The sequence below is a fragment of the Cedecea lapagei genome (genome assembly GCF_900635955.1).
GTDB classification, from domain to species: Bacteria; Pseudomonadota; Gammaproteobacteria; order Enterobacterales; family Enterobacteriaceae; genus Cedecea; species Cedecea lapagei.
On record NZ_LR134201.1, the window covers coordinates 4,376,338 to 4,399,730 of the forward strand.

General features: G+C 52.1%; 15 protein-coding genes, 6 tRNA genes, 3 rRNA genes and 1 other RNA gene. 1 reads left to right on the plus strand and 24 read right to left on the minus strand.

The window, feature by feature from the left end; genetic code table 11:
* Positions 1 to 14: 14 nt before the first annotated feature.
* The 13 genes from rpoB to EL098_RS21275 form a co-directional block, all read right to left on the minus strand.
* A complete protein-coding gene (gene rpoB, locus EL098_RS21215) occupies positions 15 to 4,043 on the minus strand; it encodes a DNA-directed RNA polymerase subunit beta (protein WP_126357983.1) in 4,029 nt (1,342 codons plus the stop codon).
* Positions 4,044 to 4,369: 326 nt separating this feature from the next.
* Complete coding sequence (gene rplL / locus EL098_RS21220) at positions 4,370 to 4,735, minus strand: 50S ribosomal protein L7/L12 (RefSeq protein WP_000028882.1); 366 nt, start codon at positions 4,733 to 4,735, stop codon at positions 4,370 to 4,372.
* 66 nt (positions 4,736 to 4,801) lie between these two features.
* Positions 4,802 to 5,299: a 50S ribosomal protein L10 gene (rplJ, locus tag EL098_RS21225; protein ID WP_005132895.1), complete on the minus strand. Its 498-nt coding sequence runs from the start codon at positions 5,297 to 5,299 to the stop codon at positions 4,802 to 4,804.
* Between the two features lie 290 nt (positions 5,300 to 5,589).
* On the minus strand, positions 5,590 to 6,294 hold the full coding sequence (rplA, locus tag EL098_RS21230; RefSeq protein WP_039289255.1) for a 50S ribosomal protein L1: 705 nt from the start codon (positions 6,292 to 6,294) through the stop codon (positions 5,590 to 5,592).
* A 3-nt stretch (positions 6,295 to 6,297) separates the two neighbouring features.
* Positions 6,298 to 6,726 carry a 50S ribosomal protein L11 gene (rplK, locus tag EL098_RS21235; protein ID WP_008460147.1) on the minus strand — a complete coding sequence of 143 codons (429 nt, stop codon included), beginning with the start codon at positions 6,724 to 6,726 and terminating at the stop codon, positions 6,298 to 6,300.
* A gap of 154 nt (positions 6,727 to 6,880) precedes the next feature.
* Complete coding sequence (nusG, locus tag EL098_RS21240; protein ID WP_003862341.1) at positions 6,881 to 7,426, minus strand: transcription termination/antitermination protein NusG; 546 nt, start codon at positions 7,424 to 7,426, stop codon at positions 6,881 to 6,883.
* A 1-nt stretch (position 7,427) separates the two neighbouring features.
* Entirely contained in the window at positions 7,428 to 7,811 is a 384-nt protein-coding gene (gene secE / locus EL098_RS21245) for a preprotein translocase subunit SecE (RefSeq protein WP_008460146.1), read from the minus strand.
* Positions 7,812 to 8,044: 233 nt separating this feature from the next.
* Positions 8,045 to 9,229 carry an elongation factor Tu gene (gene tuf / locus EL098_RS21250; RefSeq protein WP_038478205.1) on the minus strand — a complete coding sequence of 395 codons (1,185 nt, stop codon included), beginning with the start codon at positions 9,227 to 9,229 and terminating at the stop codon, positions 8,045 to 8,047.
* A 112-nt stretch (positions 9,230 to 9,341) separates the two neighbouring features.
* A tRNA-Thr gene (locus EL098_RS21255) sits at positions 9,342 to 9,417 on the minus strand.
* 9 nt (positions 9,418 to 9,426) lie between these two features.
* Positions 9,427 to 9,501: transfer RNA gene (locus tag EL098_RS21260), tRNA-Gly, on the minus strand.
* Between the two features lie 117 nt (positions 9,502 to 9,618).
* Positions 9,619 to 9,742: non-coding RNA, RtT sRNA (locus EL098_RS21265), on the minus strand.
* Positions 9,743 to 9,785: 43 nt separating this feature from the next.
* Positions 9,786 to 9,870, minus strand: a tRNA-Tyr gene (locus EL098_RS21270).
* A 12-nt stretch (positions 9,871 to 9,882) separates the two neighbouring features.
* Positions 9,883 to 9,958 (minus strand) — tRNA-Thr (locus EL098_RS21275).
* Between the two features lie 448 nt (positions 9,959 to 10,406).
* On the opposite strand from EL098_RS21275, the gene coaA reads away from it, so the two are divergent.
* Positions 10,407 to 11,360, plus strand: a complete 954-nt coding sequence (gene coaA / locus EL098_RS21280; protein WP_038483028.1) for a type I pantothenate kinase — start codon at positions 10,407 to 10,409, stop codon at positions 11,358 to 11,360.
* 28 nt (positions 11,361 to 11,388) lie between these two features.
* Here coaA and birA read toward each other — a convergent pair whose 3' ends face one another.
* The 11 genes from birA to pepQ form a co-directional block, all read right to left on the minus strand.
* Complete coding sequence (gene birA, locus EL098_RS21285) at positions 11,389 to 12,351, minus strand: bifunctional biotin--[acetyl-CoA-carboxylase] ligase/biotin operon repressor BirA (RefSeq protein WP_126357984.1); 963 nt, start codon at positions 12,349 to 12,351, stop codon at positions 11,389 to 11,391.
* Positions 12,348 to 13,376, minus strand: coding sequence for a UDP-N-acetylmuramate dehydrogenase (gene murB, locus EL098_RS21290; RefSeq protein WP_126357985.1), 1,029 nt, complete (start codon positions 13,374 to 13,376; stop codon positions 12,348 to 12,350). Before murB ends, birA begins: the two co-directional genes overlap by 4 nt.
* Before the next feature lie 295 nt (positions 13,377 to 13,671).
* A 5S ribosomal RNA gene (gene rrf / locus EL098_RS21295) occupies positions 13,672 to 13,787 on the minus strand.
* Between the two features lie 103 nt (positions 13,788 to 13,890).
* Positions 13,891 to 16,798: ribosomal RNA gene (locus tag EL098_RS21300) — 23S ribosomal RNA — on the minus strand.
* Positions 16,799 to 16,995: 197 nt separating this feature from the next.
* Positions 16,996 to 17,071, minus strand: a tRNA-Ala gene (locus tag EL098_RS21305).
* Between the two features lie 113 nt (positions 17,072 to 17,184).
* Positions 17,185 to 17,261 (minus strand) — tRNA-Ile (locus EL098_RS21310).
* A 68-nt stretch (positions 17,262 to 17,329) separates the two neighbouring features.
* Positions 17,330 to 18,871: ribosomal RNA gene (locus EL098_RS21315) — 16S ribosomal RNA — on the minus strand.
* Together the 16S, 23S and 5S rRNA genes with 2 tRNA genes alongside form the textbook arrangement of a ribosomal RNA operon.
* A gap of 364 nt (positions 18,872 to 19,235) precedes the next feature.
* On the minus strand, positions 19,236 to 19,769 hold the full coding sequence (hemG, locus tag EL098_RS21320) for a menaquinone-dependent protoporphyrinogen IX dehydrogenase (protein WP_126357986.1): 534 nt from the start codon (positions 19,767 to 19,769) through the stop codon (positions 19,236 to 19,238).
* Positions 19,770 to 19,780: 11 nt separating this feature from the next.
* The gene (gene trkH / locus EL098_RS21325) at positions 19,781 to 21,232 is read right to left on the minus strand and encodes a Trk system potassium transporter TrkH (RefSeq protein ID WP_126357987.1); all 1,452 of its coding nucleotides are present in this window, start codon (positions 21,230 to 21,232) and stop codon (positions 19,781 to 19,783) included.
* A 41-nt stretch (positions 21,233 to 21,273) separates the two neighbouring features.
* Positions 21,274 to 21,888, minus strand: coding sequence for an IMPACT family protein (locus tag EL098_RS21330; protein ID WP_126357988.1), 615 nt, complete (start codon positions 21,886 to 21,888; stop codon positions 21,274 to 21,276).
* Positions 21,888 to 23,219, minus strand: coding sequence for a Xaa-Pro dipeptidase (pepQ, locus tag EL098_RS21335; protein ID WP_126357989.1), 1,332 nt, complete (start codon positions 23,217 to 23,219; stop codon positions 21,888 to 21,890). Before pepQ ends, EL098_RS21330 begins: the two co-directional genes overlap by 1 nt.
* Positions 23,220 to 23,393 lie beyond the last annotated feature (174 nt).

The window sequence follows — 23,393 nt, forward strand, 5'->3', positions numbered from 1 at the left end:
CTTTTGAGCAACGATTACTCGTCTTCCAGCTCGATGTTGATACCCAGCGAACGGATCTCTTTCAACAGTACGTTGAAGGATTCCGGCATGCCCGGTTCCATCTGATGGTTGCCATCCACGATGTTCTTATACATCTTGGTACGGCCATTCACGTCATCAGACTTAACGGTCAGCATTTCCTGCAGGGTATAGGCAGCGCCATATGCTTCCAGCGCCCACACTTCCATCTCACCGAAGCGCTGACCACCGAACTGAGCCTTACCACCCAGCGGCTGCTGAGTAACCAGGCTGTAAGAACCGGTAGAACGCGCGTGCATCTTGTCATCAACCAGGTGGTTCAGTTTCAGCATGTACATGTAACCTACGGTTACCTGACGCTCAAACTGCTCACCGGTACGGCCGTCGAACAGGGTAATCTGGCCAGAAGATGGCAGACCGCCCAGTTGCAGCAGCTCTTTGATTTCCGACTCTTTTGCACCGTCGAATACCGGAGTAGCAATCGGCATACCTTTTTTCAGGTTTTCAGCCAGGCGCAGAACTTCTTCGTCGGTGAAGGTGTTCAGATCAACCTTCTGACGAACGTCTGTACCCAGGTCATACGCTTTCTGGATGAATTCGCGCAGTTTGGCGACTTCCTGCTGCTGTTTCAGCATGGCATTGATCTTCTCGCCGATGCCTTTCGCAGCCATACCCAGGTGGGTTTCCAGGATCTGACCGATGTTCATACGAGATGGTACGCCCAGCGGGTTCAGTACGATGTCTACCGGCGTGCCGTTTTCATCGTATGGCATATCTTCGATCGGGTTGATCTTGGAGATAACACCTTTGTTCCCGTGACGACCTGCCATCTTGTCACCAGGCTGGATCTGACGTTTAACGGCCAGATACACTTTCACGATTTTCAGCACGCCAGGTGCCAGGTCATCGCCCTGAGTGATTTTGCGGCGCTTGGCTTCGAGTTTCTTCTCAAACTCGTGCTTCAGCTCGTCGTACTGCTCTGCCAGCTGCTCCAGCTGGTTTTGCTTATCTTCGTCGGTCAGGCCCAGTTCCAGCCAGCGGTCGCGTGGCAGTTTGTCGAGCTTGTCAGCTTCAACGCCACCGGAAACCAGTACGGCATAGATACGGCTGAACAGACCCGCTTCGAGGATCTGCAGTTCTTCAGACAGGTCTTTCTTGGCCTGCTTCAGCTGCATCTCTTCGATTTCCAGCGCACGTTTGTCTTTTTCCACGCCATCGCGGGTGAAGACCTGAACGTCGATGACGGTACCGGAAACGCCGTTTGGTACGCGCAGGGAAGAGTCTTTAACGTCAGACGCTTTCTCACCGAAGATTGCGCGCAGCAGCTTCTCTTCTGGCGTCAGCTGGGTTTCACCTTTCGGCGTTACCTTACCAACCAGAATGTCGCCACCGGTCACTTCAGCACCGATATAAACGATACCGGACTCATCCAGCTTGGAGAGCGCAGCTTCACCCACGTTAGGGATGTCAGCGGTGATCTCTTCTGGCCCCAGTTTGGTGTCACGAGACACGCAAGCCAGTTCCTGAATGTGGATGGTGGTGAAACGATCTTCCTGAACCACACGCTCGGAAACGAGGATGGAGTCTTCGAAGTTGTAACCGTTCCACGGCATGAACGCTACGCGCATGTTCTGGCCAAGCGCCAGTTCACCGAGGTCGGTGGACGGGCCATCTGCCAGCACGTCGCCGCGTTCGATTGGCTCACCCAGGGACACGCAAGGCATCTGGTTGATGCAGGTGTTCTGGTTAGAACGGGTGTACTTGGTCAGGTTGTAGATGTCGATGCCGGCTTCGCCCGGATACATCTCGTCTTCGTTAACTTTGATAACGATACGGGAAGCATCAACGTACTGAACGGTACCGCCACGTTTGGCTACGGCGGTAACGCCGGAGTCAACGGCTACAGCACGCTCCATACCGGTACCAACCAGCGGCTTATCAGCGCGCAGCGTTGGAACCGCCTGACGTTGCATGTTCGCACCCATCAATGCACGGTTGGCGTCATCGTGTTCCAGGAACGGGATCAGGGACGCACCGACGGAAACCACCTGCTGGGTGGAAACGTCCATGTAGTCAACCTGGTCGTTGCTGAACAAGCTGGATTCGCCTTTGCTACGGCAGGTAACCAGGTCGTCTACGAAACGGCCTTCTTCGTTCAGGTTGGTGTTCGCCTGAGCGATGACGTAGTTACCTTCTTCGATAGCAGACAGGTAATGAATTTCATCGGTCACAACGCCGTCAACAACGCGACGATACGGAGTCTCAAGGAAGCCGTATTCGTTAGTCTGTGCGTACACGGACAGGGAGTTGATCAGGCCGATGTTTGGACCTTCCGGGGTTTCGATTGGACATACACGACCGTAGTGGGTTGGGTGTACGTCACGTACTTCGAAGCCCGCACGCTCACGGGTCAGACCGCCTGGGCCCAACGCGGAGATACGACGTTTGTGCGTGATCTCGGACAGCGGGTTGTTCTGGTCCATAAACTGAGACAGCTGGCTGGAACCGAAGAACTCTTTCACTGCTGCAGAAATCGGCTTGGCGTTGATCATGTCCTGAGGCATCAGGGTATCCAGATCGCCCAGAGACAGACGCTCTTTCACCGCACGCTCAACACGTACCAGGCCAACGCGGAACTGGTTTTCCGCCATTTCGCCAACGGAACGGATACGACGGTTGCCGAGGTGGTCAATATCATCCACTTCGCCCTGGCCGTTACGGATACCGATCAGCTTACGCATAACTTCGATGATGTCATCTTTGCTCAGGATACCGGAGCCTTCGATTTCATCACGCAGCAGAGAACGGTTGAACTTCATACGACCAACCGCGGACAGATCGTAGCGGTCTTCGGAGAAGAACAGGTTCTCAAACAGGCTCTCAGCCGCTTCACGCGTTGGTGGCTCGCCAGGACGCATCATACGGTAGATTTCAACCAGCGCGCTCAGGCGGTCATTGGTTGGGTCGACGCGTACGGTCTCGGAGATATATGCACCGTGATCAAGATCGTTGGTGAACAGCGTTTCGATGCGCTTGTGGCCTGACTGGCTCAGTTTGGCCAGCAGATCCAAAGACAGTTCCATGTTCGCCGGGCAAATCAGTTCGCCGGTAGAAGCATCAACGTAGTCTTTAGCCGCAACTTTACCGGCAATGTACTCAACAGGAACTTCGATATGTTTGATATCGTCTTTTTCCAGCTGGCGAATGTGGCGCGCGGTGATACGGCGGCCTTTTTCAACGTACACTTTGCCGTCAGCTTCGATGTCGAAGGAGGCGGTTTCGCCACGAAGGCGTTCCGGCACCAGCTCCATCTGCAGCTTGTTGTCACGGATTTCGAAATTAACTTTCTCAAAGAACAGGTCAAGGATCTGCTCAGTGGTGTAGTTCAGTGCGCGCAGGATGATGGTCGCAGGCAGTTTGCGGCGACGGTCAATACGCACGAACAGGTTATCTTTCGGGTCGAATTCGAAGTCCAGCCAGGAACCACGGTAAGGGATGATACGTGCGTTATACAGTACCTTCCCTGAAGAGTGGGTTTTACCTTTGTCACTGTCGAAGAACACACCCGGGCTACGGTGCAGCTGAGAAACGATTACGCGCTCAGTACCGTTGATAACGAAGGTCCCGTTGTCGGTCATGAGCGGAATTTCGCCCATGTACACTTCTTGTTCTTTGATGTCTTTAACGGTGCCTTCCGGCGCTTCGCGCTCGTAGATCACCAGACGCAGTTTTACGCGCAGCGGTGCGGAATACGTCACGCCACGGATTTGACACTCTTTAACGTCAAATACAGGTTCGCCCAGGCGATAGCTCACATACTGCAGCTCGGAGTTGCCGCTGTAGCTTGCGATCGGGAATACGGAGCGGAAAGCAGCTTCCAGGCCGTATTGACCTTCGGGATCTTGCTCGATGAACTTCTGGAACGAGTCAAGCTGGATAGAAAGGAGATAAGGAATGTCCAGTACTTGTGGACGCTTTCCAAAATCCTTACGAATACGTTTTTTCTCGGTATAGGAGTAAACCATTAGGGTTCCTCAGCTCGCTGACAAGTCGACCCATCTGCCCGTCGAAAGGGGCAGTTTATGCAACACTATTTTGTGGATCGGAAAGTGGAACACTTCCCGCAATACCTGTTTCTATCACTCTTAAACCATTTCATTGCGCTTTACGCCGGAACTCCCGGTGTAGAAAGTCGCAGTATATTAAGGCGTCGATAGAGACATGCATTGAATGGAAACCAGCAGTCAAACAGTGTGAAACGCTACTGGTACCCTACAGCGCAAAAAGGCTGGTGACTAAAAAGTCACCAGCCATCAGCCTAATTGCTTAGGCTGCAACCGGAAGGGTTGGCTTATTTAACTTCAACTTCAGCGCCAGCTTCTTCCAGAGATTTTTTCAGAGCTTCAGCGTCGTCTTTGCTCACGCCTTCTTTCAGCGCAGCTGGTGCAGACTCAACCAGGTCTTTAGCTTCTTTCAGACCCAGGCCAGTTGCGCCACGAACTGCTTTGATTACGGCAACTTTGTTAGCGCCAGCAGCTTTCAGAATAACGTCGAACTCAGTTTTCTCTTCAGCAGCTTCAGCTGGGCCAGCAGCAACAGCTACAGCAGCAGCAGCAGAAACACCGAATTTTTCTTCCATTGCAGAGATCAGCTCAACAACGTCCATTACGGACATAGCGGATACTGCTTCAATGATTTGATCTTTAGTGATAGACATTTAAATTGTTCCTGAAAATCAGAATAAGTTTATACGTAAGCGAATACTTGATAAAGAAAACTGCGATTAAGCAGCTTCTTTCGCATCGCGTACAGCAGCCAGAGTGCGAACCAGTTTGCCAGCCGAAGCTTCTTTCATGGTTGCCATCAGGCGTGCAATTGCTTCTTCGTAGGTCGGCAGGGTTGCCAGGCGATCGATGTTCGATGCCGTGATCAACTCACCTTCAAAGGCTGCGGCTTTGACCTCAAATTTTGCATTCGCTTTCGCGAACTCTTTGAACAGACGAGCGGCAGCGCCCGGGTGTTCCATAGAGTATGCAATCAGGGTCGGACCAACAAACGTGTCTTTCAGGCACTCAAACTGAGTACCTTCAACGACGCGGCGCAGCAGGGTGTTACGAACAACACGCATGTATACGCCAGCTTCACGACCTGCTTTACGCAGTTCAGTCATTTTGTCTACAGTAACGCCACGGGAATCCGCAACTACTGCAGACAGCGCGCCTTTGGCTACTTCGCTGACTTCAGCAACAATCGCTTGTTTGTCTTGAAGATTTAAAGCCATTAGCTTTGCTCCTGGATGTTTGCCAGAGATTATCTCTGGAACTCACTTCACTCCCCTCAACAAGGAGAGCGTCTTAATACGGTGAGCAGAAACAAGCCGAAGAGTATCAAAAATAATCTTAGCGTTCTGTCACCGTCTACGCAGGGGATTAAGTCTCTTGCGAAACACCTGCGGTCTTCGACGGAGGCCTGGATAGGCCAGGCTCCAACGAACAAATCTTTTAGCCGCTAACTTTCGTTAGCAAACGTGGGGGTAAGATTGTAGACAAAATCACCGCCCACGTAAAGGCATTAGTTTGCAGCAGCGTTCAGGCCAGCCTGGTCAACCGCAACACCTGCACCCATGGTGGTGGAGATGCTAACTTTCTTGATGTACACGCCTTTCGCCTGAGATGGTTTAGCTTTTTTCAGCGCAACCAGCAGAGATTCCAGGTTTTCTTTCAGTTTGTCAGCGTCAAAGTCCACTTTACCGATGGTGGTGTGGATGATGCCGTTTTTGTCGTTACGGTAACGAACCTGACCTGCTTTAGCGTTCTTAACCGCTTCAGCAACGTTAGGGGTTACGGTACCCACTTTCGGGTTTGGCATCAGGCCGCGTGGACCCAGAACCTGGCCCAGCTGGCCAACAACGCGCATTGCATCTGGAGATGCGATAACAACGTCGAAGTTCATTTCGCCTTTCTTGATCTGGTCAGCCAGATCTTCCATACCTACCAGCTCTGCGCCAGCAGCTTTAGCTGCTTCAGCGTTAGGGCCCTGAGCAAATACGGCTACGCGAACGGAACGGCCAGTACCGTGTGGCAGTACAGTTGCGCCACGAACGTTCTGATCGGATTTACGAGCGTCGATGCCCAGGTTAACGGCAACGTCAACGCTTTCAACGAACTTAGCGGTAGCCAGTTCTTTCAGCAGAGCGATAGCTTCGTTGATGTCGTACTGTTTGGTCGCATCAACTTTGTCACGGATCACGGACATGCGCTTGGTCAGTTTAGCCATTTCTTAGTCCTCCACTACCAGGCCCATGGAACGTGCAGTACCTTCGATTGAGCGAGTCATCGCTTCAATGTCAGAACCAGTCATGTCGGCAGCTTTGGTCTGCGCGATTTCCTGCAGCTGAGCGCGGGAAACTTTACCCACTTTGTCTTTGTTCGGCTTACCGGAACCAGACTTGATACCAGCCGCTTTCTTCAGCAGAACTGCTGCTGGAGGGGTTTTGGTAACGAAAGTGAAAGAACGGTCAGCGTAAACGGTGATAACAACCGGAATTGGCAGACCTTTTTCCAGGGATTCAGTTTTTGCGTTGAACGCTTTACAGAATTCCATGATGTTCACACCCTGCTGACCCAAAGCTGGACCAACTGGTGGACTTGGGTTCGCCATACCAGCTGCAACCTGCAGCTTGACGTAGGCTTGTACTTTCTTAGCCATTCTAAAATCCTCTGATTGGGTGATAGCGCCTCAGGGAGGCTCCCCGTGAATAAACGTCTTACGTGTACAAGACACATAAAAACAAAAGGCGCGAAATTGTATGCCAATTTCGCGCCCTGTGCAATGAATAATCGCTGCTTAAACGATCAAACTATCAGGCTTTCTCAACCTGAGCAAAATCCAGTTCAACCGGCGTTGCACGACCGAAGATGGAAACGGAAACCTTCAGGCGGCTCTTCTCGTAATCCACTTCTTCCACTACACCGTTGAAGTCCGCAAACGGACCATCATTAACGCGGACCATTTCACCTGGTTCAAACAGCGTTTTCGGACGCGGCTTATCACCCACCTGCTGCAGGCGGTTCATGATCGCATCAACTTCTTTATCGCTGATTGGCGCCGGACGATCGGAAGTCCCGCCGATGAAACCCATTACACGCGGAACGCTACGCACCAGGTGCCAGCTTGCGTCGTTCATCACCATCTGGACCAGAACATAGCCAGGGAAGAATTTGCGTTCGCTTTTACGGCGTTGGCCACCACGGATTTCAACAACCTCTTCGGTTGGAACCATGACTTCGCCAAACAGCTCTTCCATGTTGTGGAGTTTGATATGCTCGCGCAGCGACGTGGCTACACGACCTTCAAAACCGGAAAACGCCTGAACGACGTACCAACGCTTTTTCGGGGCTTCAGACATCTCAGAACCTCAGGCCAGTAATAAAAGATACCAGGCGGACCAGAATACCATCCAGTCCCCACAAAATCAGTGACATCACAGCGGTAACCGCGGCCACGATTAAAGTGGTGTGCAGAGTTTCCTGGCGAGTAGGCCAAATCACCTTGCGTACTTCCGTTCTCGCTTCGCGAGCAAAGGCCACGGTTGCTTTGCCTTTTACCGTCAGCAGCGCAACGCCACCGGCTGCTGCAATCAGAATGACCACAGCCAGAGCACGGAGCGGCAGAGTGATATCACGATAAATGTAGTTGCCAACGATTGCCACGAGCAGCAAAACGACTACTGCCAGCCACTTCATCGCTTCGAGGCCACGCCCGCTCCCTTGAGCTTCGGTATTCGCACTCATAAACCAACCTGTCACAATAAATCAGACAAACATTTTTGCCCCGCGCAGGCGAGGCAACCAAACCGAATGGCTCTTTTCAGGCGCTATTCGGCATAAACGCCATCTTCAGAGCCTGTCTCAGCAATGATTATCGGTAAAAAATCACTGATGAGCCAGGTTCTGGTTCGAAAGCGTACAAAAAGGGCATCAAATGATGCCCTCTTCTTGCGCATTGCGTCAAATATTATCAGCAATTAGCTGAGAACTTTAGCAACCACGCCAGCACCAACGGTACGACCACCTTCACGGATTGCGAAACGCAGACCGTCGTCCATCGCGATTGGGTGGATCAGGGTAACAACCATTTTGATGTTGTCACCTGGCATTACCATCTCTACGCCTTCTGGCAGTTCGATGGTACCGGTCACGTCAGTGGTACGGAAGTAGAACTGTGGACGGTAGCCCTTGAAGAACGGAGTATGACGGCCGCCTTCGTCTTTGGACAGGATGTACACTTCAGATTCGAACTTGGTGTGCGGCTTGATAGAGCCTGGCTTAGCCAGAACCTGACCACGTTCGATTTCTTCACGTTTGATACCACGCAGCAGAACACCAACGTTCTCACCAGCACGGCCTTCGTCCAGCAGTTTGCGGAACATTTCAACGCCAGTACAGGTAGATTTCGCAGTATCTTTGATACCAACGATTTCTACTTCTTCGCCCACTTTAACGATACCGCGCTCTACACGACCGGTCACAACGGTACCACGGCCGGAGATGGAGAATACGTCTTCGATTGGCAGCAGGAACGGCAGGTCGATTGCACGTACTGGTTCTGGGATGTAGGAATCCAGGAAGCCAGCCAGCTCAACGATTTTAGCTTCCCACTCTGCTTCGCCTTCCAGCGCTTTCAGAGCAGAACCACGGATGATTGGGGTATCATCGCCTGGGAAGTCGTACTGAGACAGAAGTTCACGAACTTCCATTTCTACCAGCTCCAGCAGCTCTTCGTCATCAACCATGTCACATTTGTTCAGGAACACGATGATGTAAGGAACGCCAACCTGGCGACCCAGCAGGATGTGCTCACGGGTCTGAGGCATAGGGCCGTCAGTTGCAGCAACAACCAGAATAGCGCCGTCCATCTGAGCAGCACCGGTGATCATGTTTTTCACGTAGTCGGCGTGCCCTGGGCAGTCAACGTGCGCGTAGTGACGAGTCGGGGTGTCGTATTCAACGTGGGAAGTGTTGATGGTGATACCACGAGCTTTTTCTTCTGGTGCGTTATCGATCTGGTCGAATGCACGAGCAGAACCACCGTAGGTTTTAGCCAGAACGGTAGTGATTGCAGCGGTCAGCGTTGTTTTACCATGGTCAACGTGGCCGATAGTACCGACGTTAACGTGCGGTTTTGTACGTTCAAACTTTTCTTTAGACATCGATTGTCCCTCTAAGACACGGATAAATCGGTGATATCACCACATCAACCAGGCATATGCCTGAATTAGCTGAATGCATTAACAGAAGAGAAACAGGGAGGAGATAAAGAAGTGGTGCTGATAGGCAGATTCGAACTGCCGACCTCACCCTTACCAAGGGTGCGCTCTACCAACTGAGCTATATCAGCACATCTTGTTGGAGCGGGCAGTGGGAATCGAACCCACATCATCAGCTTGGAAGGCTGAGGTAATAGCCATTATACGATGCCCGCATCCTGGAACTCGGCTACCTGAATCTTTCTGTAGTGAATATGAGAGAAGGCCTCTCAATATTCGAGCCGACAAACTGCTTGTCTATCGTCTCTGGCTTCGCAATGCGTTGCCGAATATGGTGGTGGGGGAAGGATTATTCGTCACTTCGTTCCTCACCCTGCGGGCCGCGATAAACGCGTTGTCCACTGCGTGGACTCGAACCTTGTCGAAGGTTCTTACCCTTCCCGACCGGCGCTAAACTCAGCATCACCGCTCGGTGTGACCCAGTACTTCAGGTCTAATATGGTGGTGGGGGAAGGATTCGAACCTTCGAAGTCGATGACGGCAGATTTACAGTCTGCTCCCTTTGGCCGCTCGGGAACCCCACCTGGGGTACTTGATGGTGCCGGCTACCGGAATCGAACTGGTGACCTACTGATTACAAGTCAGTTGCTCTACCTACTGAGCTAAGCCGGCATCAAGTAGCGCGCATTCTAGGAAGACAGAGCCGCTCATGCAACAAAAAAATCGCATAAAATGCACTACCGCTCACATTTTGCGCTAGATCTCGAAAATATGATGGCTAAAGCACCAATTGAGAGCAAATTTCCGCCATTCCAGCCTTTGCTTTTTTCCTGTCCCGGCGTTTTGGTATGCCAGAATGGCCAACCTTAGTCTTTAAAAAGCATTCCCTGTAGAGATTGCTCATCGGTCTCTCCTTTATCCGGCTGCAACGTGATGCATTCGCCGTAATACATCACTGCTGTTGATTTTTTCTTATCGTTCTCTTCATTCCGGTGTTACCCTCCTGCCCACTGTTGAAAAGTTAAATACGCTGCATACTCTTGATGCACTACGTTTGATTTCATGCGTCAGGGAGTGCAGTGCGTAAATTTTGTCCTGAATTACAGGCAGAAGCATGCTTATGAGTAATAAAGAGCAAATGTTGGCAACGACCCCATATCTACAATTTGACCGGAGCCAGTGGGCGGCTTTGCGTGACTCAGTCCCCATGACGCTAACCGAAGGGGAAATAGCCCGGTTAAAAGGCATTAACGAAGACCTCTCCCTGGAAGAAGTGGCTGAAATTTATCTGCCGCTGTCTCGTCTGCTCAATTTCTATATCAGTTCAAACCTGCGACGCCAGGCGGTACTCGAGCAGTTCCTTGGCACTAACGGGCAGCGTATTCCCTATGTCATTAGCATTGCGGGAAGCGTGGCGGTAGGGAAAAGTACCACCGCTCGTGTACTGCAGGCGTTACTAAGCCGCTGGCCGGAACACCGTCGGGTGGAGTTAATTACGACTGATGGCTTCCTTCATCCCAATAAAGTGCTCAAAGAGCGCAACCTGATGAAGAAGAAAGGCTTCCCGCAATCCTATGATATGCATCGGCTGGTGAAGTTTGTGTCCGACATCAAGTCCGGCGCAACCAACGTGACGGCTCCGGTATACTCACACCTGGTGTATGACGTGATTCCTGACGGTGACAAGATAGTCGCTCAGCCGGATATTTTAATTCTGGAAGGATTGAACGTTTTGCAAAGCGGAATGGATTATCCGCACGATCCGCATCATGTATTTGTTTCTGATTTTGTAGATTTTTCTATTTATGTCGATGCACCAGAAGAGTTATTACAGAACTGGTATATCAACCGTTTCCTGAAATTCCGGGAAGGCGCATTTACCGATCCTAACTCTTATTTCCACAGCTATGCAAAACTTTCACAGGATGAAGCAGTGAATATTGCAATGCAGCTATGGAAAGAGATTAATCTATTGAATTTACAGCAAAACATATTACCAACACGCGATCGTGCCAGCTTAATAATGACCAAGAGCGCCAATCATGCTGTTGACTGTGTTAAGCTAAGAAAATAATAAATATGAGGGGGAACTCCCCCTCTATTTAATTTGCCCCACGTAGCGAAATCTCACCGCCGACCCAGGCCTTTATTACGCCATCCTGCTCCAGTAATAACCCACCTTGCTCATTAATACCGCGAGAAACACCATAAACCTCACGCTCGCCGATAATGAGTTTTACCGGACGATGAATAAAGTTATCCAGTTTTTCCCAGCGAGGAAGGAAAGGCACCAGGCTTTCCTGCTCAAAGAGCTGTAGAGCCGTACGGAGCTCATGGATGAGGGTTACTGCCAGCGTATTCCTGTCAATACGAATACCGGCTTCCTGCAGATTAATCCAGCCCTGGTTAATCACATCTGCAGTGACATTACGCATCGCAAGGTTAATTCCTGCACCAATCACTATCTGCGCCGCGTCCCCTGTTTTTCCTGTTAGCTCAACCAGGATACCGGCGAGTTTGCGATCGTTGAGATAGAGATCGTTTGGCCATTTGACTCTGACATCTTCCGCGCCAAGGCGCTGCAATACCTCCGCCATAACGATACCAATAACGAGGCTAAGGCCGATTGCTGCGGCAGGTCCTTGTTCCAGACGCCAGTACATTGAAAGGTAAAGGTTCGCGCCAAAGGGTGAAAACCACTGACGCCCTCTTCTGCCGCGCCCGGCCTGCTGGTATTCGGCTATACAGGCGTCACCGGACTGAAGGGTACTGAGGCGGTCGAGCAAATACTGGTTAGTAGAATCAATAACAGGCAGTACAGCAACCGTCCCGCTATCGATTTGCGACTTAATAAAGCCTTCATCCAGCAGCTGGATAGGCTCCGGCAAGCTGTAACCCTTGCCCGGAACAGTGAAAACATCAATGCCCCAGTCGCGCAGGGTCTGAACGTGCTTGTTGATCGCGGCTCGGCTCATACCTAACCGCTCACCCAGCTGCTCCCCGGAATGAAACTCACCGTCCGCAAGAATGCTGATTAACGTTAACGGAACTCGATTATCTTTCACGCAATAGTCTCCACGGCGCTGACTTCACCTTTACCACCCATAAAGCGAACTTCAGGCTCAAGCCAGACATCAAACTTTTCTCCGACTTGCTGGCGAATATAGTGAGCGAGGGCAACAACATCTGCGCTGCTGGCCTCTTCTTCGTTGATAATAACCAGAGCCTGTTGCCGATGAACGGCTGCACCTCCAATACGGTGGCCCTTAAGCTGACACTGATCGATAAGCCAGCCGGCCGCAAGCTTAACGTTGCCGTCAGCCTGGGGATAATGCGGCACATTCGCCATGCTGGAGAGCAATTTCTCTGCCTGGACAGCGCTGATAACTGGGTTTTTGAAGAAACTTCCGGCATTACCATTCACTTTAGGATCGGGCAGTTTGGAGATCCGCATAGCGCAGACGCTTTCAAAAATCTGCTGGGCCGTAACGGTTGCCGGATCTAATTTAGTCAGATCGCCATAGCTGAGAACCGGCACCCATGCTTTTGGCAAACGGTAACCCACCGCCACAATCGCAAATCGATCCTGGTAGTCATGTTTAAAGATGCTATCACGGTAGCCAAAGCGGCATTCTTCGTTTGTTAAACGCAACACACGCCCGCTGCCAGCCTCAACGCAATCGACGTAATCGCAGACCTTTTTAATTTCGACGCCATACGCGCCAATATTCTGGATTGGTGAAGAGCCCGCGCACCCCGGAATTAAAGCAAGGTTCTCCAGGCCTGGCATGCCTTGCTGAAGGGTATATTCCACGAGATGGTGCCAGTTTTCACCCGCTCCGACATGCAGCAGCCAGGCATCATCCGTTTCGGCCACCTGTATCCCTTTAATACGGTTTACAATAACCGTCCCCTCAAAATCCTGGAGGAAAAGCACATTGCTGCCCTCACCGAGGATAAGCACCGGCTGTTCGGCATGCAAAGCTGCTGCCCATGCTTCGGTAAGCTGTTCTACAGATTCAGCGATAACAATACGCGAGGCACTTGCCTGAATAGCAAAGGTATTGAAGGGTTTAAGAGAGGAGTTCATGTCTGCCATTTCCGGAATATTAACAGGAGTAGTTTAACCGATCCTGCAGGGATTGGCTTGCCTGTCTCGGTATAACGCGCATAGCAAAAAGCCCCGGCCTTTAGGTCGGGCTGGGGCTGATTTGATGCGGGGCAGTTTATGGCGGGCGTCCTGCCCGCCACCGTTCGGGCCGTTGCTGCGCAACGTTCAAATCCGTTCCCGACGGATTTGTCCTACTCTCTGAGAGCTGGGCCTGCAGATAGCACATAAACAAAAAACCCCAGCCGTCAGGCTGGGGTTTTTTGTTTTATTTGATGCCTGGCAGTTCCCTACTCTCGCATGGGGAGACCCCACACTACCATCGGCGCTACGGCGTTTCACTTCTGAGTTCGGCATGGGGTCAGGTGGGACCACCGCGCTACGGCCGCCAGGCAAATTCTGTTCATTGACCGTCATATCTTCATATAACCATCAACTTAATCCTGAACTAAGCTGAAAATCTTCTTGCGTCTCTGCAAAACACCTTCGGTGTTGTAAGGTTAAGCCTCACGGATCATTAGTACTGGTTAGCTCAACGTATCGCTACGCTTACACACCCAGCCTATCAACGTCGTCGTCTTCAACGTTCCTTCAGGACTCTCAAGGAGTCAGGGAGAACTCATCTCGGGGCAAGTTTCGCGCTTAGATGCTTTCAGCGCTTATCTCTTCCGCATTTAGCTACCGGGCAATGCCATTGGCATGACAACCCGAACACCAGTGATGCGTCCACTCCGGTCCTCTCGTACTAGGAGCAGCCCCCCCTCAATTCTCCAGCGCCCACGGCAGATAGGGACCGAACTGTCTCACGACGTTCTAAACCCAGCTCGCGTACCACTTTAAATGGCGAACAGCCATACCCTTGGGACCTACTTCAGCCCCAGGATGTGATGAGCCGACATCGAGGTGCCAAACACCGCCGTCGATATGAACTCTTGGGCGGTATCAGCCTGTTATCCCCGGAGTACCTTTTATCCGTTGAGCGATGGCCCTTCCATTCAGAACCACCGGATCACTAAGACCTGCTTTCGCACCTGCTCGAGCCGTCACTCTCGCAGTCAAGCTAGCTTATGCCTTTGCACTAACCTCACGATGTCCGACCGTGATTAGCTAACCTTCGTGCTCCTCCGTTACGCTTTAGGAGGAGACCGCCCCAGTCAAACTACCCACCAGACACTGTCCGCAACCCGGATCACGGGTCTACGTTAGAACATCAAACATTAAAGGGTGGTATTTCAAGGTTGGCTCCACGCAGACTGGCGTCCACGCTTCAAAGCCTCCCACCTATCCTACACATCAAGGCTCAATGTTCAGTGTCAAGCTATAGTAAAGGTTCACGGGGTCTTTCCGTCTTGCCGCGGGTACACTGCATCTTCACAGCGATTTCAATTTCACTGAGTCTCGGGTGGAGACAGCCTGGCCATCATTACGCCATTCGTGCAGGTCGGAACTTACCCGACAAGGAATTTCGCTACCTTAGGACCGTTATAGTTACGGCCGCCGTTTACCGGGGCTTCGATCAAGAGCTTCTCCTTACGGATAACCCCATCAATTAACCTTCCGGCACCGGGCAGGCGTCACACCGTATACGTCCACTTTCGTGTTTGCACAGTGCTGTGTTTTTAATAAACAGTTGCAGCCAGCTGGTATCTTCGACTGCCTTCAGCTCCAGGAGTAAATCCCTTCACCTAGCGACAGCGTGCCTTCTCCCGAAGTTACGGCACCATTTTGCCTAGTTCCTTCACCCGAGTTCTCTCAAGCGCCTTGGTATTCTCTACCTGACCACCTGTGTCGGTTTGGGGTACGATTTAATGTTACCTGATGCTTAGAGGCTTTTCCTGGAAGCAGGGCATTTGTTACTTCAGCACCGTAGTGCCTCGTCATCACACCTCAGCGTTAAAAGAGTTCCGGATTTACCTAAAACTCCCGCCTACATGCTTAAACCGGGACAACCGTCGCCCGGCTAACATAGCCTTCTCCGTCCCCCCTTCGCAGTAACACCAAGTACAGGAATATTAACCTGTTTCCCATCGACTACGCCTTTCGGCCTCGCCTTAGGGGTCGACTCACCCTGCCCCGATTAACGTTGGACAGGAACCCTTGGTCTTCCGGCGAGCGGGCTTTTCACCCGCTTTATCGTTACTTATGTCAGCATTCGCACTTCTGATACCTCCAGCAGACCTCACAGTCCACCTTCAACGGCTTACAGAACGCTCCCCTACCCAACAACACCTGAGTGTCGCTGCCGCAGCTTCGGTGCATGGTTTAGCCCCGTTACATCTTCCGCGCAGGCCGACTCGACCAGTGAGCTATTACGCTTTCTTTAAATGATGGCTGCTTCTAAGCCAACATCCTGGCTGTCTGTGCCTTCCCACATCGTTTCCCACTTAACCATGACTTTGGGACCTTAGCTGGCGGTCTGGGTTGTTTCCCTCTTCACGACGGACGTTAGCACCCGCCGTGTGTCTCCCGTGATAACATTCTTCGGTATTCGTAGTTTGCATCGGGTTGGTAAGCCGGGATGGCCCCCTAGCCGAAACAGTGCTCTACCCCCGAAGATGAGTTCACGAGGCGCTACCTAAATAGCTTTCGGGGAGAACCAGCTATCTCCCGGTTTGATTGGCCTTTCACCCCCAGCCACAAGTCATCCGCTAATTTTTCAACATTAGTCGGTTCGGTCCTCCAGTTAGTGTTACCCAACCTTCAACCTGCCCATGGCTAGATCACCGGGTTTCGGGTCTATACCCTGCAACTTAACGCCCAGTTAAGACTCGGTTTCCCTGCGGCTCCCCTATACGGTTAACCTTGCTACAGAATATAAGTCGCTGACCCATTATACAAAAGGTACGCAGTCACCCCATAAAGAGGCTCCCACTGCTTGTACGTACACGGTTTCAGGTTCTTTTTCACTCCCCTCGCCGGGGTTCTTTTCGCCTTTCCCTCACGGTACTGGTTCACTATCGGTCAGTCAGGAGTATTTAGCCTTGGAGGATGGTCCCCCCATATTCAGACAGGATACCACGTGTCCCGCCCTACTCTTCGAACTCACAGAATGTGCATTTTAGTGTACGGGAGTATCACCCTGTACCCTGCGACTTTCCAGACGCTTCCACTAACACACAAACTGATTCAGGTTCTGGGCTGCTCCCCGTTCGCTCGCCGCTACTGGGGGAATCTCGGTTGATTTCTTTTCCTCGGGGTACTTAGATGTTTCAGTTCCCCCGGTTCGCTTCATTACGCTATGTATTCACGTAATGATAGTGTGTCGAAACACACTGGGTTTCCCCATTCGGAAATCGCCGGCTATAACGGTTCATATCACCTTACCGACGCTTATCGCAGATTAGCACGTCCTTCATCGCCTCTGACTGCCAGGGCATCCACCGTGTACGCTTAGTCGCTTAACCTCACAACCCGAAGATGTTTCGCTTCAGATTATGAAAATTTGAGAGACTCGAACATGTCTTAACCCCATTCCTTATTACGGAGGAATGAGACGACATGTCGTTTCAATTTTCAGCTTGTTCCGGATTGTTAAAGAGCAAATACTTCGCAGCACACCGTCACCGGTATACTCTGAAGTATTGAGTCGTGCATGAAATGATGGTGGAGCTAAGCGGGATCGAACCGCTGACCTCCTGCGTGCAAGGCAGGCGCTCTCCCAGCTGAGCTATAGCCCCATCGATTTCGTAAAACCTTCGAATCACCATGAATTCGTCGCTAGTCAAGGCGCAGCCCCACGAAGCATACTTTCGTATGTGAGTGGTGCTGTAACGCAGGATAGCGGAGAATTTGGTAGGCCTGAGTGGACTTGAACCACCGACCTCACCCTTATCAGGGGTGCGCTCTAACCACCTGAGCTACAAGCCTATAAGGTTTTACTGCTCGTTTTCTATCAGACAATCTGTGTGAGCACTACGCGGGTTGTATCTTTTAGGTAAGGAGGTGATCCAACCGCAGGTTCCCCTACGGTTACCTTGTTACGACTTCACCCCAGTCATGAATCACAAAGTGGTAAGCGCCCTCCCGAAGGTTAAGCTACCTACTTCTTTTGCAACCCACTCCCATGGTGTGACGGGCGGTGTGTACAAGGCCCGGGAACGTATTCACCGTAGCATTCTGATCTACGATTACTAGCGATTCCGACTTCATGGAGTCGAGTTGCAGACTCCAATCCGGACTACGACGCACTTTATGAGGTCCGCTTGCTCTCGCGAGGTCGCTTCTCTTTGTATGCGCCATTGTAGCACGTGTGTAGCCCTACTCGTAAGGGCCATGATGACTTGACGTCATCCCCACCTTCCTCCAGTTTATCACTGGCAGTCTCCTTTGAGTTCCCGGCCGAACCGCTGGCAACAAAGGATAAGGGTTGCGCTCGTTGCGGGACTTAACCCAACATTTCACAACACGAGCTGACGACAGCCATGCAGCACCTGTCTCAGAGTTCCCGAAGGCACCAATCCATCTCTGGAAAGTTCTCTGGATGTCAAGAGTAGGTAAGGTTCTTCGCGTTGCATCGAATTAAACCACATGCTCCACCGCTTGTGCGGGCCCCCGTCAATTCATTTGAGTTTTAACCTTGCGGCCGTACTCCCCAGGCGGTCGACTTAACGCGTTAGCTCCGGAAGCCACGCCTCAAGGGCACAACCTCCAAGTCGACATCGTTTACGGCGTGGACTACCAGGGTATCTAATCCTGTTTGCTCCCCACGCTTTCGCACCTGAGCGTCAGTCTTTGTCCAGGGGGCCGCCTTCGCCACCGGTATTCCTCCAGATCTCTACGCATTTCACCGCTACACCTGGAATTCTACCCCCCTCTACAAGACTCAAGCTTGCCAGTTTCGAATGCAGTTCCCAGGTTGAGCCCGGGGATTTCACATCCGACTTAACAAACCGCCTGCGTGCGCTTTACGCCCAGTAATTCCGATTAACGCTTGCACCCTCCGTATTACCGCGGCTGCTGGCACGGAGTTAGCCGGTGCTTCTTCTGCGAGTAACGTCAATCGACAAGGTTATTAACCTTATCGCCTTCCTCCTCGCTGAAAGTACTTTACAACCCGAAGGCCTTCTTCATACACGCGGCATGGCTGCATCAGGCTTGCGCCCATTGTGCAATATTCCCCACTGCTGCCTCCCGTAGGAGTCTGGACCGTGTCTCAGTTCCAGTGTGGCTGGTCATCCTCTCAGACCAGCTAGGGATCGTCGCCTAGGTGAGCCGTTACCCCACCTACTAGCTAATCCCATCTGGGTTCATCTGATGGCAAGAGGCCCGAAGGTCCCCCTCTTTGGTCTTGCGACGTTATGCGGTATTAGCTACCGTTTCCAGTAGTTATCCCCCTCCATCAGGCAGATCCCCAGACATTACTCACCCGTCCGCCGCTCGTCACCCGGAGAGCAAGCTCTCCCGTGCTACCGCTCGACTTGCATGTGTTAGGCCTGCCGCCAGCGTTCAATCTGAGCCATGATCAAACTCTTCAATTTAAAAGTGTCTGATGCTCAAAGAATTAAAACTGTTTATAAAATCAGTAGTCACTCTTCAAGACTTGATATTTTGTTGCATCCGGAGATGCTGAGATATCAATCCTGCGAGTGCCCACACAGATTGTCTGATAAATTGTTAAAGAGCAGTGCTACTTTCTCAGTAGCGCGGGCTGTGCATATTACGCTTTCCCGCTGCGTAGTCAAGCATTTATTTTTCGCTTCACTCCGCCTGACACGCCGCTTTGCAAGCCGTTGTTCCGTGTCAGTGGAGGCGCATTATAGGGAGTTCTTCGGCGGTGACAAGCGTTTATTTAAAAAAACTTTCTGACCGCATTCTTTTTCGTCAACTAGCTTATTTACAACACTATTTGGTGCTTAACTGTTCGATTTCATGGGCAAAACGGGCTACCTGCTGCCAATCGGTATAAACCACTTCTTTACTTGTATCGGTTTCACCATCGGTCATTTTCATAATCAGGCGGATCATGAGGCGGTCCAGCCAGCCATAGCGCGGGTAGCGCAGCGCTCCGGCAAAGACTGCACAATGATCGGGTTGCCAGACCGAATTGAGCAAAAACTTACGTGTGTAGGAGTTTGTTTGCGGGGAACGTTTCTCTGGTTTGCGCGCAACAAGGTTAACCGAGAAGAATGCACTTGCTCGCGCCTTCAGCTGCTGCTGGTATTTTTTCACAAACGCATTAACGGAGGCGTGGAAATGCCCGTAGCGAATAGAAGCGCCAATAACCACCCGGTCATAGTTAGCCCAGGCAATATCCTCACAGCGATGAAGATTCACCACATCACTCTCAACGCCCAGCTCTTTCAGTTCAGAAGAGATATAAGACGCAATCTCACGAGTTTGACCATCTCGGGTCGAAAACAGAATTAGGGTTTTCACACAGGCTCCGGTTACTCGCGCCAGAAAGTAGGCGTGAACAGTACTAACAGGGTAAACACTTCAAGACGACCAAACAGCATATTCGCGATCAGGATCCATTTGGCAACGGGATTCATGCTGGCAAAGTTATCCGCCACCACGCCAAGACCGGGACCAAGGTTATTCAGCGTTGCAGCAACAGAGGCGAATGCCGAAAAGTCATCGACGCCGGTCGCGATGATGGCCAGCATGCTGACGATAAACACCAGCGCATAAGCAGAGAAGAACCCCCATACGGCTTCGAGGATGCGTTCCGGCAGGGCTCGGTTCCCAAGCTTAATGCTATAAACAGCGTTCGGGTGCACCAGGCGTTTCAGCTCACGGTTGCCCTGTTTGAACAGCAGCAGGATACGAATAACTTTCAGGCCGCCCCCGGTAGAGCCCGCACAGCCACCGATAAAAGCAGAACAGAGCAGCAATACCGGCAAGAATAGCGGCCAGCGGGCAATGCTGTCCGTGGTAAAGCCCGCAGTTGTCGCCATTGAGACAACCTGGAAGAAGGCCTGGTTCAGCGTCTGCCAGGCTGACTGGTAGGTATTGTGGAACCAAAGCACCAGCGTACAAACCAGAACCAGCGATAGCTGCACGCCGATGAACATCCGAAATTCCGGGTCACGCCAGTACACCTTCAGGCTGCGTCCGCTGAGCAAGGAGAAGTGCAGGCTGTAGTTACAGCCTGAGATCAGCAGGAAGATAGCGATGATGGTATTGATTGTCGGGCTATTGAAGTAGCCGACGCTGGCGTCATGAGTCGAGAAGCCGCCAATCGCAATAGTAGAGAAGCTATGCCCGATGGCGTCAAATGCCGGCATACCGGCAAACCAAAGCGCAAGCGCGCAGGCAATCGTCAGCAGGACGTAAATAAGCCACAGCGTCTTTGCCGTTTCGGCAATACGTGGGCGCATCTTGTTATCTTTTAGTGGCCCCGGCATTTCTGCCCGATAGAGCTGCAGGCCCCCAACGCCAAGAATAGGCAAGATAGCCACCGCGAGGACGATGATCCCCATCCCGCCGAACCACTGAAGCATCTGGCGATAGAAGAGAATAGCGTGAGGTAAAGAGTCCAGACCCACCAGCGTTGTCGCGCCGGTGGTCGTCAAGCCCGAGAAGGATTCAAAAAAGGCGTCTGTGACCGTCAGGTTTGGCCGCTCGGCGAAAACAAAAGGTAGCGCACCCACGCTGCCCAGCACGGTCCAGAACAGCACCACGATCAGGAAACCTTCTTTCGGTTTGAGATCCCTTTTCTCCCGACGGTTCGGCCACCACAGCAGAGAGCCTATTGCCAGGGCGACAAAAAAGGTTTGGGTAAAGGCGCGGCCGGCACCGTCACGATAGAGTAGAGCCACTAAGCCGGGGAGAATCATGGTTCCGGAAAAGAGAATAACCAGCAGACCAACGATTCGGGTAATGGCGCGAAAATGCATTTCAGCCGCTTCCTATAATATCTATAAATAACGAGGTGGGATTATTGTTCAATCGGCAATAAATGCAATGCACCGCGGCTAAAATCACCCAGCCTGGCGCTGAAGGTGGCCACCTGGGTTTGCGGCAAAGCGACACGCAGAGCGACGGCGGCCTCGAAGCTGCTCTCCAGGATAAGACCATCGCTTTGCCTGAGCAGCGCTTCCACCCCCGTCAGCTGCGAATAGTCACACTGCAAAGTGTATTCGGTTAAGGGCACTTTGAGCACCGTCGGTAGCTGGTTTAACGCCAGCTGCACGCCACCGCCATAGGCCTTAACCAGGCCACCTGTGCCTAACTTCACCCCGCCGTAGTAGCGCACAACAACCGCGGTGATTTCCCCAATCCCTTTCCCCATCAGCTGCGCCAGCATGGGCTTCCCTGCGGTGCCGGCAGGCTCACCGTCATCCGAAAAGCCAAGCTGCTGTGAATCATCCGGGGCTCCGGCAACCCACGCCCAGCAATGGTGCCGGGCGTCCGGGTGTTCAGCCCGTACCTTCTCAACAAACGCCTTAGCCGCTATCACCCCGTCGGTATGGGCGACACAGGTAATAAAGCGGCTTTTTTTAATCTCCTCGCTAACCGTAAGAGGCTCAGCGGGGATTGGCCAGCTCTCCATTACGCGAGCTTAAGGTTACGCGTCATGTTTTCGATGCTGTTTTCGTAGATAACGACGTTATCTTCAATGCGGATCCCGCCAAACGGCTTCAGGGCTTCAATCCGCTCCCAGTCGAAGTGTTTGCTGTACTGACCTTCACGCCACGGCGCCAGCAGTGACTCAATGAAGTACAGGCCTGGCTCAATGGTCACTACCATGCGTGGTTCCAGCACCCGGGTACAGCGCAGGTAAGGATGCTGAGAAGGCGCGGCCAGGTGCGTTCCGCTATCGTCCTGCATAAAGCCAGCCACGTCGTGAACCTGCAGGCCCAGCGGATGCCCGATACCATGCGGCATAAACGGCGTGGTGATCCCTGCTTCCAGCATCGCTTCTTCACTGATGTCGTTCACCAGCTTGTGGCGACGCAGCAGTTTTGCCAGGCGCTGATGGAACTGAATGTGATAGTCGGTATAGCGCACGCCGGACTTCAGAGTATCGATAAGCGCCAGCTGCTCTTCGTTGACGTCTTTAATCAGGTGAGCAAAATCGCTGTCGCTTTGGGTTGTCCAGGTGCGAGTCAGGTCGGCGGCATAGCCGTTATATTCAGCCCCGGCATCCAGCAGGAAGCTGCGGATTTCCGCAGGTACGCGGTGATCCAGTTTAGTGTAGTGCAGCACCGAGGCATGCTCATTGAGCGCCACAATATTGCCATAAGGCACGTCGGTATCGCGGTGGCCGGTCGCCGTCAGGTAGGCGATGTTAATATCGAACTCGCTCATACCGGAAAGGAAAGCTTCATGCGCGGCACGGTGGCCCACGACCGCAGTTTTCTGCGCTTCACGCATGCAGGACAGCTCGTAGTCCGTTTTATAAGCGCGGTAGTAATGCAGGTAATCGATAACCCCTTTCGGGTTGATATTGGCTGGGGTGATATCCAGCTGTAAAGCGCGCTCCGGCACCGGGCCAATGTAGCCGATGTTGCCGCGAGCAGCGGGCAGCTGGCTACCGATAACGTCTGCTTTTGGCAGGGCTATCACTTCAATATCATCGGTCCAGAAGGATTCCGGCAGCGGCTCAACGTTGTGCCAGTAATCTACCGGCAGATAGAACCACAGCTTCGGCTTGTTCACGCCGTCCACCAGCAACCAGCAGTTTGGTACCTGAGTCACCGGGACCCACGCCTTAAACTGCGGGTTAACTTTAAACGGATAGGCATGGTCATCAAGGAAGACGTTGAACAGCTCCCCGGAGTGAATAAGCAATGCATCAAGGTTAAAACGCGCCAGAACGTTGCGGGTACGCTCCTGTAGCGTTGCCACATGATCTTTGTACAGCGCGGCCAGTGATTCCATAATTTATCCTTCTGTTTTTGTACCTGTTCGCCACGCATCTTAGCATACCGGACAAACCGTCGAGTTATTTCCGCCTCCTGTGATCGAGTTTGCAAATATTTAAAGAGAAATTTGCATTTCATTAACATCAATCCCACACTCCGCTTCATCTGGTACGACCAGATCCCATTGCTG

Bases quoted from the DNA above. Each gene is read 5' to 3' on its own strand.
- rpoB (WP_126357983.1), bottom strand. From the start codon at position 4,043: ATGGTTTACTCCTATACCGAGAAAAAACGTATTCGTAAGGATTTTGGA.
- rplL (WP_000028882.1), bottom strand. From the start codon at position 4,735: ATGTCTATCACTAAAGATCAAATCATTGAAGCAGTATCCGCTATGTCC.
- rplJ (WP_005132895.1), bottom strand. From the start codon at position 5,299: ATGGCTTTAAATCTTCAAGACAAACAAGCGATTGTTGCTGAAGTCAGC.
- rplA (WP_039289255.1), bottom strand. From the start codon at position 6,294: ATGGCTAAACTGACCAAGCGCATGTCCGTGATCCGTGACAAAGTTGAT.
- rplK (WP_008460147.1), bottom strand. From the start codon at position 6,726: ATGGCTAAGAAAGTACAAGCCTACGTCAAGCTGCAGGTTGCAGCTGGT.
- nusG (WP_003862341.1), bottom strand. From the start codon at position 7,426: ATGTCTGAAGCCCCGAAAAAGCGTTGGTACGTCGTTCAGGCGTTTTCC.
- secE (WP_008460146.1), bottom strand. From the start codon at position 7,811: ATGAGTGCGAATACCGAAGCTCAAGGGAGCGGGCGTGGCCTCGAAGCG.
- tuf (WP_038478205.1), bottom strand. From the start codon at position 9,229: ATGTCTAAAGAAAAGTTTGAACGTACAAAACCGCACGTTAACGTCGGT.
- coaA (WP_038483028.1), top strand. From the start codon at position 10,407: ATGAGTAATAAAGAGCAAATGTTGGCAACGACCCCATATCTACAATTT.
- murB (WP_126357985.1), bottom strand. From the start codon at position 13,376: ATGAACTCCTCTCTTAAACCCTTCAATACCTTTGCTATTCAGGCAAGT.
- trkH (WP_126357987.1), bottom strand. From the start codon at position 21,232: ATGCATTTTCGCGCCATTACCCGAATCGTTGGTCTGCTGGTTATTCTC.
- EL098_RS21330 (WP_126357988.1), bottom strand. From the start codon at position 21,888: ATGGAGAGCTGGCCAATCCCCGCTGAGCCTCTTACGGTTAGCGAGGAG.
- pepQ (WP_126357989.1), bottom strand. From the start codon at position 23,219: ATGGAATCACTGGCCGCGCTGTACAAAGATCATGTGGCAACGCTACAG.